The sequence below is a fragment of the Burkholderia sp. MSMB1498 genome (genome assembly GCF_001526245.1).
Classification (GTDB): Bacteria; Pseudomonadota; Gammaproteobacteria; order Burkholderiales; family Burkholderiaceae; genus Burkholderia; species Burkholderia savannae.
Map to the genome: position 1 here is coordinate 123,786 of NZ_LOYJ01000010.1, position 14,195 is coordinate 137,980.

Annotated in this window: 14 protein-coding genes and 1 pseudogene; 8 read left to right on the forward strand and 7 right to left on the reverse strand. The window is 70.3% G+C overall.

Features of this window, described 5'->3' with window-relative positions:
• Nucleotides 1-13: 13 nt before the first annotated feature.
• From WS91_RS02525 to WS91_RS02535, 3 genes are all read right to left on the reverse strand, one after another.
• Nucleotides 14-619 (reverse strand): class I SAM-dependent methyltransferase, encoded by a 606-nt coding sequence (locus tag WS91_RS02525; protein WP_059643820.1) that lies wholly within the window; start codon nucleotides 617-619, stop codon nucleotides 14-16.
• Between the two features lie 757 nt (nucleotides 620-1,376).
• Complete coding sequence (locus WS91_RS02530; RefSeq protein ID WP_059669675.1) at nucleotides 1,377-2,492, reverse strand: 2-dehydropantoate 2-reductase; 1,116 nt, start codon at nucleotides 2,490-2,492, stop codon at nucleotides 1,377-1,379.
• A gap of 9 nt (nucleotides 2,493-2,501) precedes the next feature.
• Complete coding sequence (locus WS91_RS02535) at nucleotides 2,502-3,029, reverse strand: Mpo1 family 2-hydroxy fatty acid dioxygenase (protein ID WP_038752067.1); 528 nt, start codon at nucleotides 3,027-3,029, stop codon at nucleotides 2,502-2,504.
• 105 nt (nucleotides 3,030-3,134) lie between these two features.
• Here WS91_RS02535 and WS91_RS02540 point away from each other — a divergent pair.
• Both WS91_RS02540 and chrA read left to right on the forward strand, forming a co-directional pair.
• Nucleotides 3,135-3,881, forward strand: a pseudogene (locus WS91_RS02540) (Crp/Fnr family transcriptional regulator); the annotation flags it as partial.
• A gap of 284 nt (nucleotides 3,882-4,165) precedes the next feature.
• Nucleotides 4,166-5,371 (forward strand): chromate efflux transporter, encoded by a 1,206-nt coding sequence (gene chrA / locus WS91_RS02545; RefSeq protein WP_059669676.1) that lies wholly within the window; start codon nucleotides 4,166-4,168, stop codon nucleotides 5,369-5,371.
• 89 nt (nucleotides 5,372-5,460) lie between these two features.
• Here chrA and WS91_RS02550 read toward each other — a convergent pair whose 3' ends face one another.
• Together WS91_RS02550 and WS91_RS02555 are read right to left on the reverse strand one after the other, a co-directional pair.
• Nucleotides 5,461-5,802, reverse strand: a complete 342-nt coding sequence (locus tag WS91_RS02550) for a hypothetical protein (protein WP_156432266.1) — start codon at nucleotides 5,800-5,802, stop codon at nucleotides 5,461-5,463.
• Nucleotides 5,803-5,862: 60 nt separating this feature from the next.
• Nucleotides 5,863-6,900, reverse strand: a complete 1,038-nt coding sequence (locus WS91_RS02555) for a hypothetical protein (protein WP_226377153.1) — start codon at nucleotides 6,898-6,900, stop codon at nucleotides 5,863-5,865.
• Between WS91_RS02555 and WS91_RS37120 the strand changes: the two genes are divergently transcribed.
• Nucleotides 6,887-7,456, forward strand: coding sequence for a hypothetical protein (locus tag WS91_RS37120; protein ID WP_226377154.1), 570 nt, complete (start codon nucleotides 6,887-6,889; stop codon nucleotides 7,454-7,456). The two genes, WS91_RS02555 and WS91_RS37120, sit on opposite strands and share 14 nt — an antisense overlap.
• 130 nt (nucleotides 7,457-7,586) lie before the next feature.
• On the opposite strand, the gene sodB is transcribed toward WS91_RS37120, so the two are convergent.
• Together sodB and xseA are read right to left on the reverse strand one after the other, a co-directional pair.
• Entirely contained in the window at nucleotides 7,587-8,165 is a 579-nt protein-coding gene (gene sodB, locus WS91_RS02560) for a superoxide dismutase [Fe] (RefSeq protein WP_038752078.1), read from the reverse strand.
• A 205-nt stretch (nucleotides 8,166-8,370) separates the two neighbouring features.
• Nucleotides 8,371-9,753 carry an exodeoxyribonuclease VII large subunit gene (gene xseA / locus WS91_RS02565; RefSeq protein WP_059669678.1) on the reverse strand — a complete coding sequence of 461 codons (1,383 nt, stop codon included), beginning with the start codon at nucleotides 9,751-9,753 and terminating at the stop codon, nucleotides 8,371-8,373.
• A 451-nt stretch (nucleotides 9,754-10,204) separates the two neighbouring features.
• On the opposite strand from xseA, the gene lpxK reads away from it, so the two are divergent.
• The 5 genes from lpxK (at nucleotide 10,205) to WS91_RS02590 (ending at nucleotide 14,174) form a co-directional block, all read left to right on the forward strand.
• Nucleotides 10,205-11,233, forward strand: a complete 1,029-nt coding sequence (gene lpxK / locus WS91_RS02570; RefSeq protein WP_038752083.1) for a tetraacyldisaccharide 4'-kinase — start codon at nucleotides 10,205-10,207, stop codon at nucleotides 11,231-11,233.
• A complete protein-coding gene (locus WS91_RS02575; protein ID WP_059581455.1) occupies nucleotides 11,214-11,420 on the forward strand; it encodes a Trm112 family protein in 207 nt (68 codons plus the stop codon). The genes lpxK and WS91_RS02575 overlap by 20 nt, the downstream gene beginning before the upstream one ends.
• A gap of 149 nt (nucleotides 11,421-11,569) precedes the next feature.
• Nucleotides 11,570-12,361 (forward strand): 3-deoxy-manno-octulosonate cytidylyltransferase, encoded by a 792-nt coding sequence (gene kdsB / locus WS91_RS02580; RefSeq protein ID WP_059581452.1) that lies wholly within the window; start codon nucleotides 11,570-11,572, stop codon nucleotides 12,359-12,361.
• A gap of 208 nt (nucleotides 12,362-12,569) precedes the next feature.
• Nucleotides 12,570-13,232 carry an adenylate kinase gene (gene adk / locus WS91_RS02585; RefSeq protein ID WP_038752090.1) on the forward strand — a complete coding sequence of 221 codons (663 nt, stop codon included), beginning with the start codon at nucleotides 12,570-12,572 and terminating at the stop codon, nucleotides 13,230-13,232.
• Nucleotides 13,233-13,415: 183 nt separating this feature from the next.
• On the forward strand, nucleotides 13,416-14,174 hold the full coding sequence (locus WS91_RS02590) for an SDR family NAD(P)-dependent oxidoreductase (protein WP_059669679.1): 759 nt from the start codon (nucleotides 13,416-13,418) through the stop codon (nucleotides 14,172-14,174).
• Nucleotides 14,175-14,195: the final 21 nt, after the last annotated feature.

Consider the following 14,195-nt stretch of genomic DNA (forward strand, 5'->3'; position numbering starts at 1 on the left):
CACGACGCGACGTTCAGCCGGCCGCGCGAGCGCGCTTTCTGACGACGAGCCGGCGCACGCACTTGCCGGACGACTCGCTCACCTTTTCCTGTTCGAACAGCACGTCGCATGCGTCGCCGAGCGCCGCGTGCACGCGCGCGGGCTCGACGACCGCGTAGAGGCGGCCGCGCCCGTCGCGCTGCGCGCCGTCCGACGCCACGCGCCAGCTCAGATACAGCGTGCCGCCCGGCGCGAGCAGCTCGACGAGCCGCGCGAGCGCGGCGTCGACGTCCTGGCTCGGCAGATGCATGATCACCGTCTCGCATAGCACGTTGCGGAACGCGCCGGACGGCACGCCCGCGAGCGCGGGCAGCAGCGCCTGCTCGAAGCGCAGCGCCGGGTGGCTGCGCCGCGCTTCGGCGACGAGCGACGCGCTGCCGTCGTAGCCGCATGCATCGAAGCCGCGGCTCGCGAGCCACGCGACGTCGCGGCCCGCGCCGCAGCCGATGTCGACGGTCGACCCGGGTTCGAAGTAGCGCTCGAGGAGCGCGTACATGTCGTCGGGCGCGGGTTGTTCGGCCCATTCGCGTGCGTAGTCGGCCGCGTGGCGGTCGTACGCGTCGAGCGTCGTGCGGTCCATCGTCGTCTCCTCGGCGGGCGGCTGCGCATCGGCTCGCGGGGCGCGGGCGCGCGCTCGCGTCATGGTAATCGCCGCGGGCGCTTCGCGCATGCGGACGTCGCGCAGGCGAGAGGCGCGGCGACGATGGCGTCGATGCGGCGACTACGAGATTCGGCACGCGGGCGCGGCTCGCCGCGCGTTGCGGCGGCTGGTGTCGATTGCGTTGGTGCGGATGTGGACTTCGACTTCGAAAGTGGCGTTGGCGTTGATGTTGGTGGCGTCGGCCGCCCCGGCCGATGCACTCGGTCGCGTGCATGAACGCCAAGAGATCCGCCCGGGACGGCCGTGATGCGATAGCCGCCGACGAGCCAGAAGCCATCGACCATTGAGCACCGGCTGTTGCCTCCACTCTGTCGGCTGCCGGCTGTCGCCTGTCGCCTGTCGCCTGTCGCCTGTCGCCTGTCGCCTGTCGCCTGTCGCCTGTCGCCTGTCGCCTGTCGCCTGTCGCCTGTCGCCTGTCGCCTGTCGCCTGTCGCCTGTCGCCTGTCGCCTGTCGGCCAGCATGATAAATCGACTGCGCCGGCGATCAACATCCGATCTTCGACGATGCCCTATCGGCCGTCGCCGAACCGGCGATCGAACGAATCACGGGCGGCCGGTCATCGCCGCATCGAACCGCGCGGCGCGACGCAATCGAAGCGCCGCGTTCCGACAACCGCGCGGCACCACGCGCGAGCGTCCTCGCACCGCCCCGTCCTGCGCCGCAGCCGTAGCCGTGCTACCCCGCCCGCGCCGCCGCGCGCAAGTCGGCATAGAGCGCATCACCGCCCCACGCCGGCCGCGCCTGCGCCCGCTCAGCCTCGTGCACGAGCGCGCACAGGCGCGCGTTGACGGGCGCCGCGCGCCCGAGCCGCTGCGCAAGATGCACGATCTCGCCGTTGATCCAGTCGACCTCGGTCGCCCGCCCCGCGGCCAGGTCGTCCGACATCGACGAGCGCGCGAGCGGATCGATCTCGAGCATCTGCCGGCCAAGCCGCGCGAACCACGCGTCCGGCACGCTCAGGAATCGCGGCACCCACGCGGCGGGCAGCGGCGTGAGCCGCGCCGGGCGGATTCCCGCCGCCGACAGCAGCCGCAGCGCCTCCGTCTGCGCGAGCGCGAGGCAGCGCCGATAGCCGCGCGCGGCAAGCTCTTCCTTCAGCGGCCGGTTCGCGAGCGCGTTGATCGCGTTGTTGAGATTGAGCAGCAGCTTCGCCCACTGGACGGCGCGCATGTCCGCGCGCGGCACGAGCGGCAGCCCCGCGCGCTCGAACGCGCCGGCGAAACGTTGCAGCGCGGGCGCGGCCTCGACTTGCAGCTCGCCCGCCGAACCTTGATGAAAACCGCCCGCGCCGCGCGCGATCACGTTGAACGGCACCATGCCGGCGAGCACGGTCGCGCCAGGCAGCGCGGCGCGCAGCGCGTCCGCGTTGCGCACGCCGTTCTGGAAGCTGACGACGATCGCGCCAGGCCGCACGACGCGCGCGAGCGCGGCGGCGACGGCAGGGGTCGCCGCCGATTTCACCGTCACGAGCACGAGCTCGGCGGCCGCGGCAACGTTGGTGTTGGCGCTGGCGCTGGCGTTGGTGCTGGCGTTGGTGCTGGCGTTGGTGCTGGCGCTAAGGTCTGCGTTAGCGTTCGCATCCGCGTCGGCATCGACGGTCGAGAACGCGATCGCGGAAGGCGGCACGCGCGCGTCACGGCCGCGATAATCGGACAGCGCAAGACCGTGCGCGCGCAATTCGGCACCGATCCGCTCGCGGCCGATCAGCGCGACGTCCGCGCCGCCCGCGAGCAGCCGACCGCCGATGTAGCAGCCGACCGCGCCCGCGCCGTAGATGCAGATCGTCGCCATCGACGCGAATCAGACGCGCGCATTGCGCGCGCCGGCGCGCACCGTCCCGACGCGCCGCTCGATCTCGTCGCGCACTTCGCCGCGCAGCCCGACGAAAAACGCGACTTCCGCGACGACGAACAGCGGCCCGACGATGAGCCCGACCAGATCGTCGACGAACGCGGGCTTGCGCCCCTCGAAGTAATGGCCGACGAACTGGATCACCCAACCGACGAAAAAGAGCCCGAGACCCGCGCCGAGCCAGAGCGCGGTCGTCTGCGCGGCGAGCGCGCGGCCGGCCCAGAGGCTCAGCGCGAGCAGCACGGCCATCGCGGCGCCGAAGCGCAGGTCGAGCCGCAGATAGAAGATCGCCGCCGCGAGCGCGACGAGCGCCGCGGGCGTGAGCGCAAGCGCGCCCCACGCGGCGAACGCCGGCCGCGACAGCAGCACGGTCACCGCGACGACGATCATCGGAATGCCGACGAGATGCGTCGCGATGTTGCGCGCGTCGCGATGATAGGCCGCGTACTGCGCGAGTTGATCGACCAAGGTTCTCATCGTGTCTCCTCCTGACGCCTGATGTTCGATGCCGGTTGCGAGTGAGCGCTATCATGCCCGTCACGCGACGATTTCTCTGTCAGCTACCCGACACCCCCACGGCCGATGCATCCGCTCCTCGAACCCTACCGCTCCCAGCTCGACGCGCATCCGTGGTTCGGCGCGCTGCCCGCCGAGCTGCGCGATGCGCTCGCCGCGGCCGCGACGCCGCGGCGGCTCGCGGCAGGCCAGGTCCTGTTCCGCCGCGGCGACGCGCCGTGCGGGCTCTACGCGGTGCTGGGCGGCGCGCTGTCGGTGGGCGCCGTCGACGCGAGCGGCAAGGAGGCGCTTCTCACCGTCGCCGGGCCGACGACGTGGTTCGGCGAAATCGCGCTCTTCGACGAACTGCCGCGCACGCACGACGCGATCGCGCTCGAGGACGCGCTGCTCCTGCACATCCCGCAAGCTGCGCTGCAGCAATTGCTCGACGACACGCCGCGCTACTGGCGACATTTTGCGCTTCTGATGGCGCAGAAGCTGCGCATGTCGTTCCTGAACGTCGAGGCGCTCACGCTGCTGCCCGCCGCGCAGCGGCTCGCGGCGCGGCTGCTGATGATCGCCGAAGGCTACGGCGGGATCAGCGCGCGGCATCGGCGCATCAGGCTGTCGCAGGAGCGGCTCGGCGCGATGCTGTCGCTGTCGCGGCAAACCGCGAACCAGCTGCTCAAGGATCTCGCGGCGCGCGGCGTCGTGAAGCTGCACGTCGGCGAAATCGAGATCATCGACCTGGACGCGCTATGGGCGGCGAGCGGCGCGGCGGATCGCGCGGAAGGCGGCGCGCGCGGCGTGGGCGACGCGGGGAACGCCGGCGATGGCGCGCGCGGCGGCGCGCGGCGGCCAGGCGATGCACGGGCGTCCGGCGACGCGGACGTCACGGATAACGCGGACGCCGCGAAAGACGCGAAAGACGCAAACAACACGAACGACGCGGAAAACGCGAACGACACCGACGACGCGAGCCGCGCGCGCGCCGCGCGCGGCCAGCCGTAGCCGCAAACAGCGGCGGCAGGATCGGAATCCGCGCACCCGTGCGGCGCTCCCTGCGCGTCCGCTATCATCGCGTATCGCCCTCCGTCCGCACGCCCGACCGCCACCGTATGCACGCATCCCGCTCCGCCCCCGGCCGCGCCTGGCCCGTCTTCGTCGCGTTCCTGCGCCTCGGCCTCACGTCGTTCGGCGGTCCGATCGCCCACCTCGGCTATTTCCGCGACGAATTCGTCGTGCGGCGGCGCTGGCTCGGCGAGCGCAGCTACGCAGACCTCGTCGGCCTCTGCCAATTCCTGCCCGGCCCCGCGAGCAGCCAGGTCGGCATCGCGATCGGCCTGTCGCGCGCGGGCTACGCCGGCGCGTTCGCCGCGTGGGCCGGCTTCACGCTGCCGTCCGCGCTCGCGATGATCGCGTTCGCCTACGGCATGGCCGGCGCGACCGGCCATGCGCTCGCGCCGGGCGCGCTGCACGGGCTGAAGATCGTGTCGGCGGCCGTCGTCGCGCAGGCGGTCTGGGGCATGGCGCGCAATCTGTGCCCCGACGCGCGGCGCGTGACGATCATGACGATCGCGACGGGCGCGGCGCTCGTCGCGCCGTCGACGTGGACGCAGCTCGCCGTCATCGCGGCCGCGGGCTGCGCGGGGCTGCTGCACGTCGATCCCGCGCGCGACGGCGCGCACGATCCGCTGCCGATCGCGCTGCGCCGCCGCACGGGCGCATGCTTGCTCGCGCTGTTCGGCGCGCTCCTGATCGGCCTGCCGCTCGCCGCGCGCGCGTCGGGCAGCCACGCGCTCGCGATCGTCGATGCGTTCTATCGCGCGGGTGCACTCGTGTTCGGCGGCGGGCACGTCGTGCTGCCGCTGCTGCAGGCGTCGGTCGTCGCGCCCGGCTGGGTCGGCGGCCAGACGTTTCTCGCGGGCTACGGCGCCGCGCAGGCCGTGCCCGGCCCGCTCTTCACGTTCGCCGCGTTTCTCGGCGCGTCGATGAAGGATGCGCCGTCGGGCTGGCTCGGCGGCGCGCTCGCACTCGTCGCGATCTTCGCGCCGTCGTTCCTGCTCGTGGCGGGCGCGATTCCGTTCTGGGAGCGCTGGCGAAAGAACGCGCGGATGCAGGCGGCGCTCGCGGGCGTCAACGCGGCCGTCGTCGGGCTGCTGCTCGCCGCGCTCTATCAGCCGGTGTGGACGGGCGCGATCCTCGCGCCGCGCGACTTCGTCGCCGCGCTCGTCGCGTTCGTCGCGCTCACGTTCTGGCGCGTGCCGCCTTGGATCGTGGTGATCGGCGCTTGCATCGCGGGGTGGGCCGTCTTTTCCGCGTGATCGGATTGCATCGACCACCCGATCGGCCGATTGCGGCACGCAAATCGTCGCCGGTGGTCGGATATTCAAATCGTCAAATCGTCAAATCGTCAAATCGTCAAATCGTCGAATCGGCGAATCGGCATATTGAAGGAACGAAGGATCTGAGGATCGTCGAACGCGGCTCGACGACGACGACGACGACGGCCGCCGCTGCGGCGGCCACGCCTGCGCGCACCTCGTTGATCGCGCGCGCATGCCCGCCATCGATCGGATGACGCAACGACATCACGGAAAGGGATGCGGAATTGCGCTGCGGGATCGGGCGCGCGAATGCGCATCGCCTTGGCGTCGCCGATGCCGCGCGAGCCGGCGCGATCGCGCCGTGCGCCCCCGCGCCGCCGTCGCCGGCAGCGCGGGCGGGCGAGCCGGACGCGTTCCGTCGAACGCATCCGGCCGCCATTGCCGAACCCGGCGGGCATCCGATGCCGCCCGCCGGATTCACGCCCCGATCAGGGGAACGCCTTCGTCCCGAGCAGCGCCGTGACCGCAAAGCCGGAGACGTTCGTCTCCAGGTCCGGCGAGCCGGGGAAGTCGTGGATGCCGTACGTCTGCGGATCGAGCACGTTGTTGACGATCCACGGCAGCGTCGTCGACGGCGCCTGCATGCCTTGCGTCGGCGCGCCGAGCAGCAGGATCACGTTGGACAGCGCATAGGCGGGATCGGTGGACGGCGAGCGGATGCTGCCGTCGGCGGCCGTCTGGTTGATCATCCACTGAATCGAACCCATGCTCTGCGTATTGGCGCCGAACACCCACGGCAGGTAGCCCTGCGGGAAGATCGTGTCGATCCCGAGATCCGCGTCGAGCGGAGCGCCCGTGTCGCGGCCGACCGAATAACGCTGCGCGTCCGTCATGTAGAACTGCGACGGCACGTTGGCCTTCAGGAACGCCGCCTTCGCCGCGTAGTTCGGATTGTCCGGGAACAACAGCCCGCCCGCGTTCATGCCGAGATAGACGTCGCCCTGATCCGCCGCGTACTCGTACGGCCAGAACTGCCACGTGGTGCTGCCGACGGGCAGTTGCCACGAGCTGCCCGAGTAGCCGCTCGGGTTGATGTTCTTCGCCAGAACGAAGTCGAGCGCCGCCCGCGCGTTGGCGCCGTATTGCGTCACGAGCGCCGTGCTGCCCGTCAGTTGACGGTCGAGGTAGAGCAGATAGACGAAGAGCGCGGACGTCGCGTCCACGCCGCGCACGTCGGCGATGCCGGCGCCGGGCGACGTCGGGATCGCGTCGTACGGCGGCGTCATCGAATACGCGTAACGCCAACTGCCCGTCCACGCCGGATCGGTCATCTCCTCGCGTGCGGCGAGCCACGCGATGCCCTTCTCGAGACCGTTCAGATACTTGGCGTCATGGGTGGCGCCGTAGGCGGCCGCCAGGCCGATCAACGCGTACTCCATGTCGGAGTCCGTATTGGCGGTGGCGGTGCCGGCCTCGTCCGGAATCGCGCCGTTGACGTCCTGCTGCGCGAGGATGAAGTCCGCCATCTGCAGCGCCATCGTGCTCTGCGTGCTGCTGGTGCCGCCGCTGCCGCTGGTGCTGCCCGTACTGCCGGTGGTGCTGGTGCCGCCGGTGCTGCTGGTGGTGCCCGACTTGCCCTGGCCATGCGGCGATTTGAGCACGCTCGCGCTCGCCCCGTCGCCCGAGCCGTCCGAGCCGCCGCAAGCAGCGGTCATCAGCGCGACGGATGCGCAAAGCGTTGCACCGATCAAGGTGCGAGTGCCTCGTGAAAGTGCCATGTTGTCATCTACCTTTTCTAAGAAGAAAGAAAAGCACCGCGCCCCCCCGGACGCGACGGCACACAAGATGCCGGGCGACGATGAAATCACCGTCGCCCGGCGAAACGGGACGTGGCGAGCCAACGCCACGCCCCGAAAAAAATGCGATGGAACCGCAATCGCTCACGCAGAGCGCGCGGTGAACGGACGGATCGGCCGGCCGTCGCGATGCGTCCCCCGACGAGCGCATGCGGCCCGCTCGTCGATGCCGAAACTCACGGCCATCGGCCAATCCGCTGATGTAACGTCAACGCAATGCAAGTAGGGTGAGCCCCCGTTAAAGGCGAAAAAAAAGCCCTCCGGCGGAGGGCTTTTTCTTCGAGACGGATTCGAAATCTTGTCACTGCGTATCGCTCGATTCTTTTCCGAATTGAATTCGTCGGATGACGGGCCGCTTACGCGAAGTTCTTCGCGGCGAAGTCCCAGTTCACGATGTTCCAGAACGCCTCGACGAACTTCGGACGCGCGTTGCGGTAGTCGATGTAGTAAGCGTGCTCCCACACGTCGATCGTGAGGAGCGGCTTGTCGGCCGTCGTGAGCGGCGTCGCGGCGTTGCTCGTCGACACGATGTCGAGCGAACCGTCCGCCTTCTTCACGAGCCACGCCCAGCCCGAGCCGAACGTGCCGACCGCCGCCTTCGTGAACGCTTCCTTGAACGCGTCGAACGAGCCCCACTTCGCGTTGATCGCGTCGCCGAGCGCACCCGTCGGCGCACCGCCGCCGTTCGGCGACAGGCTGTTCCAGAAGAACGTGTGGTTCCAGATTTGCGCGGCATTGTTGAAGATGCCGCCCGACGACTTCTTCACGATCTCTTCCAGCGACAGGCTCTCGAACTCGGTGCCGGGAATCAGATTGTTCAGGTTCGTCACATAAGCCTGGTGATGCTTGCCGTAGTGAAACTGGATCGTCTCCTGCGAGATGTGCGGAGCGAGCGCGTCTTCAGCGTACGGCAACGGCGGGAGCGTATGAGCCATGATCGGTTCCTTCGAAGTTGTATGTAGGGAGGGCAATATTGGATGCCGCGGAACGCCCGATTGTAGGCGACTCCGAATAACCCCGCAAACTCGCGGGCCTTTATCCGTCACATCCGAAAAATCGACGTTGACGCGGCATCCGCGACGCGCGAAACGGCGCGCGCGAAGCACGTGCCGTTTCGCATGCCGCACGCGCGTCGCATCATCAGAATGTATCCGAAAGACGCGGTTGCACGTCGGCAAGCGACACGTCGGCCGAGCCTTCCGCGAGATGCACGGTGAGCCGGCGTTGCGGCTTGAGCGTCGACGGCGCGCGCACCGCGCGGCCCGTCTGCGCGTCGATGAGCGCCGCATAGCCGCGCTCCAGCGTGCGCTGCGGGCTCAACACCTCGAGCCGCGCCGCGCACGCGGCAACGCGCGCGGCATCGCGTTCGAGGCGCCGCTGCAGCGTCGCCTCGAGCCTTTGCGCGAGCGTCGCGAGCGCCTGCCGCGCCTGCGTGACGTCGGGCCGCGCGCGCTGCCAGCGCAGTTGCACGAGCGCGAAGCGCGCGCGCGCGTCGCGCACGGGCCGCGCGCCCGCCGCCGCGAGCCGCGCGGCGAGCTGGCCCACGTGCGTGTATTGACGCGCCAGACGCTCGGCCGGGCTGACCAATCGGCGCGCGAGCCAGTCGAGCTGCTGCGCGCGCAGATCGAGCCCGCGCCGCAGGCCGCGCGCGAGCGCGCCCTGCCTGTCGCTCAGCTCCCGCAACAACAGCGCGCGCTGCGGGCTCACGAGCTCGGCCGCGCCCGTCGGCGTCGGCGCGCGCACGTCGGCCGCGAAATCGGCGATCGTGAAATCGGTCTCGTGCCCGACGCCGCAGACGACGGGCACCCCGCTCGCCGCGATCGCGCGCGCAAGCCCCTCGTCGTTGAACGACCACAAGTCTTCGATCGAGCCGCCGCCGCGGCAGACGATCAGCACGTCGACCTCGCGCCGCGCGTTCGCCGCCTCGACCATCGCCGCGAGCTTCTCGGCCGCGCCCGCGCCCTGCACGGGCGCCGGGTAGACGATCACGGGCACGTGCGGCGCGCGGCGCGCGAGCGTCGTCAGCACGTCGCGCAGCGCGGCCGCCTGCAGCGACGTGACGATGCCGATCGCGCGCGGATGCGTCGGCAGCGCCCGCTTGCGCTCGGGCGCGAAGAGCCCTTCGGCCTCGAGCTGCGCCTTCAGCCGCAGGAACGCTTCGTAGAGCCGCCCTTGGCCCGTGCGCCGGATCGCCTCGACGCTGAGCTGCACCTCGCCGCGCGGCTCGTACATCGTGACGAGCGCGCGCACCTCGATCTTGTCGCCTTCGCGCGGCGTGAATTCCGCGTGCTGCGCGCGGCCGCGGAACATCACGCAGCGCATCTGCGCCTGTTGATCCTTGATCGAGAAGTACCAATGGCCGCTCGCCGCGCGCGTGAAGTTCGACACTTCGCCCGCGACCCACAGCAGCGGAAACGTGCGTTCGAGCATCGTGCCGATCGCGCGGTTGAGCGCGGACACGGGAATGACGCCGTCGCCCGCGGGCGCGCCCCCGGGGCCGGCGAAAGTGGTTTCGGAATGCATGGACGGTCGGATGATTTCAGGCGGCCCAACGATAGACTGCCTCGGCGCGCACGGCAAGCCGCGCGTGCGGGGCCGCTCAAGTGTCCACACGGGCATCGAAACAGGGACGGCGTCGTAACAATCGCCCCGAAACCCCTGATGATTTCAAGCAAGCACTTGATTTCAATGAGTTTTTCGGCATCCCTCGCACGCATCCCGCCGATTGAAAGCCCGCCGCGCGGCCCTGCCGGACAGCCGGGCGCCAAGTTTTTCACAGAGTTATCCACAGCCCGTTCCAGCGCGCGACGGCGCGGCGCGGGCCGCACGCCGCACCCGCGCGACTTGCCGGCCGCGCGCCGGGCGCGCTAGAGTGCCGCCTTTCGCAGACCGCGCGGCCGCCGGCCGCCTTCCGGAGAAACGTGTTGACGAATCCGTCCTCTGCCGCGCCGCGCGGCGCCTCGCGCCTCGCGCCATGAGCGCGCAGCCGCGACTCCTCGCGCGCGCCGAAGCGCGCCTGACCCGCGAGTGGCAGCGCCGCGGCGCGCTCGCATGGGCGCTCGCGCCCTTCGCATGCGCATTCGGCGCGATCGCCGCGCTGCGCCGCGCCGCCTACGCGCGCGGCTGGAAGGAGCGGATCGACTGCGGCGTGCCCGTCGTCGTCGTCGGCAACGTGACGGTCGGCGGCACCGGCAAGACGCCGACCGTGATCGCGCTCGTCGACGCGTTGCGCGCCGCGGGCTTCACGCCGGGCGTCGTGTCGCGCGGCTATGGCGCGAAGATCGCCGCGCCCACCGCGGTCACGCCCGCGTCGCCGCCGCAACAGGCGGGCGACGAGCCGCTCCTGATCGCGCGCCGCACGCTCGCGCCCGTGTGGGTGTGCCCGGACCGCGTCGCGGCCGTGCGCGCGCTCACGGCCGCGCATCCGGACGTCGACGTCGTCGTGAGCGACGACGGCCTGCAGCATTACCGGCTCGCTCGCGCAGTCGAGATCGTCGTGTTCGATCACCGCCTGGGCGGCAACGGCTTCCTGCTGCCCGCCGGCCCGCTGCGCGAGCCGCTGTCGCGCCGTCGCGACGCGACGCTCGTCAACGATCCGTACAGCCGCGCGCTACCGCCGTGGCCCGACACGTTCGCGCTCTCGCTCGCGCCCGGCGACGCGTGGCATCTCGACGAGCCGTCGCGCCGCAAGCCGCTCGCGCAGTTCGCGGGCGAGCGCGTGCTCGCGGCGGCCGGCATCGGCGCGCCCGAGCGCTTCTTCGCGACGCTGCGCGCGGCGGGCGTCGCGCCCGCGACGCGCGCGCTGCCCGACCACTACGCGTTCGCCCGCAACCCGTTCGTCGACGATCATTTCGACGCGATCCTGATCACCGAGAAGGATGCAGTAAAATTGGGGACTTCGTGGCGCGACGCTCGAATCTGGGTCGTCCCGGTCGAAGCCGCGCTCGACCCCCGCCTTATCGCTCTCGTTGTGGAGAAACTCCGTGGACGCACGCCTGCTTGAAATCCTTGTATGCCCCATTTGCAAGGGCTCGCTCCACTACGACCGCGGCGCGCAGGAGCTCGTCTGCAACGCCGACAAGCTCGCGTACCCGATCCGCGACGGCATCCCGGTGATGCTCGTCGACGAAGCGCGCCAGACGGTCGAAGGCACGCCGGTCGAGCCGGCTGGCCCGGCGCAGGGCCGCTGAAGGCAACGCCGCGCCGCGCGCCTCGCGTCGCGCGCGCCGTTGCCGCCTCACCCGCGCGCGGGCGCCGAAGCACCGCCCGCCCCGACTCCGCCGCCCGCCAAGCCACGCGGGCGCACTTTTCGAACCCTTTGCCGCTTCGCGCACGTCCGATGACCTCCTCGCTCCCTTTCGTCGCCGTCGTTCCCGCCCGCCTCGCGTCGACCCGCCTGCCGAACAAGCCGCTCGCCGATCTCGGCGGCAAGCCCATGGTCGTGCGCGTCGCCGAACGCGCGCGCGAGGCGGGCGCGCAGCAAGTGCTCGTCGCGTCCGACGCGCAAAACGTCCTCGACGCGGTGCGCGAACACGGCTTCGACGCGGTGCTCACGCGCGCCGACCATCCGTCCGGCACCGACCGCCTCGCCGAAGTCGCCGCCAAGCTCGGCTTCGGCGACGACACGATCGTCGTCAACGTCCAAGGCGACGAACCATTGATCGATCCGCAGCTCGTGCGCGACGTAGCGTCGCACCTCGCCGCGCATCCGTCGTGCGCGATCGCGACGGCCGCGCACCCGCTGCACGAAGCGCAGGACGTGTTCAATCCGAACTACGTGAAGGTCGTGCTCGACGCGAACGGCGTCGCGCTGTACTTCTCGCGCGCGCCGATTCCGTGGTCGCGCGACGCGTACCTGCCGCACTGGCCGAACGTCGCGGCGATGCCCGCGCCGACGTGCCCCGTCTATCGGCACATCGGCCTCTACGCGTATCGCGCGCGCTTTTTGCGCACGTATCCGACGCTCGCGCAGGCGCCGATCGAGGCGGCCGAGCAGCTCGAGCAGTTGCGCGCGATGTGGCACGGCGAGCGCATCGCGGTGCTCGTCACCGAGCACGCGCCCGAGGCCGGCATCGACACGCCGGCCGATCTCGAACGCGTGCAGGCCCTTTTTCGGTCTCGCGCCAAATAACCCATGGCATAATCGAACGATTGTGCGAGCGATCCGCCCGCGCCGCTCACCGAGATTCGCTCCAAGCCCGTCATTCGCCGGCCGCCACGCGTCGCCACCGACGCGCCGCAGTTAGACCGGTCGACCGCGCTTGCGACAGAACCGCCGAGCCGCGCCGCGGGTCCCGTAGCGTCTCGCGCCAAAGCATTCACATACCGGAGATATCACCATGCGTTTGATCCTGTTGGGCGCGCCCGGCGCGGGAAAGGGCACCCAGGCAAACTTCATCAAGGAAAAGTTCGGCATCCCGCAAATCTCGACGGGCGACATGCTGCGCGCCGCCGTGAAGGCCGGCACGCCGCTCGGCGTCGAAGCGAAGACGTACATGGACGAAGGCAAGCTCGTGCCGGATTCGCTGATCATCGGCCTCGTCAAGGAGCGCCTCACGCAAGCGGACTGCGCGAACGGCTATCTGTTCGACGGTTTCCCGCGCACGATCGCGCAGGCCGACGCGATGAAGGAAGCGGGCGTCGCGATCGACTACGTGCTCGAGATCGACGTGCCGTTCTCCGAAATCATCGAACGGATGAGCGGCCGCCGCACGCACCCGGCGTCGGGCCGCACGTACCACGTGACGTTCAACCCGCCGAAGGTCGAAGGCAAGGACGACGTGACGGGCGAGCCCCTGATCCAGCGCGACGACGACAAGGAAGAGACGGTGAAGAAGCGTCTCGACGTGTACGAAGCGCAGACGAAGCCGCTCATCACGTACTACGGCGACTGGGCGAAGCGCGGCGAGGAGAACGGCCTGAAAGCGCCGGCGTACCGGAAGATCTCCGGCCTCGGCGGCGTCGACGAAATCCGCACGCGCGTGTTCGACGCACTGAAGTAATCGCGCCCCGCGCACGCGGCGCGCGACGCCGAACGGAAAACCGCCCTCCCCGGGCGGTTTTTTTTCGTCCGGTCGTTCGCTTCGCGCCGGGCTTCGGCGCTCGCCCGTACAATCGTCGCACGGCGCACGGCGCGTCACGACATTCGATCGGCATTCGTACCAATCCAAGGAGAAGGAGCAAACATGGAGATTCGCGACAACGTCTTCCTGATCACGGGCGGCGCATCGGGGCTCGGCGCGGGCACCGCGCGCCTGTTGACCGAGGCGGGCGGCAAGGTGGTGCTCGCCGACCTCAATCAGGAAGCGGGCGAAGCGCTCGCGCGCGAGCTGGGCGGCGTGTTCGTCAAGTGCGACGTCGCCCGCGAGGAAGACGCGCAGGCGGCCGTCGCCGCCGCGACGAAGCTCGGCACGCTGCGCGGGCTCGTCAATTGCGCGGGCATCGCGCCCGCGGCGAAGACGGTCGGCAAGGACGGCCCGCACCCGCTCGACCTGTTCGCGAAAACGATCACCGTGAACCTGATCGGCACGTTCAACATGATTCGCGTCGCGGCCGCCGCAATGGCCGCGAACGCGCCGACGCAAACGGGCGAGCGCGGCGTGATCGTCAGCACCGCGTCGGTCGCGGCGTTCGACGGCCAGATCGGCCAGGCCGCGTACGCGGCGTCGAAGGCGGGCGTCGCGGGCATGACGCTTCCCGTCGCGCGCGACCTGTCGCGCAACGCGATCCGCGTGATGACGATCGCACCCGGCATCTTCGAAACGCCGATGCTGCTCGGCATGCCGAAGGAAGTGCAGGACGCGCTCGGCGCGATGGTGCCGTTCCCGCCGCGCCTCGGCAAGCCGGCCGAGTACGCGATGCTCGTCAAGCAGATCGTCGAGAACCCGATGCTCAACGGAGAGGTGATCCGCCTCGACGGCGCGATCCGGATGCAACCGAAGTAATGCGGCCGCGCGCATGCGCTC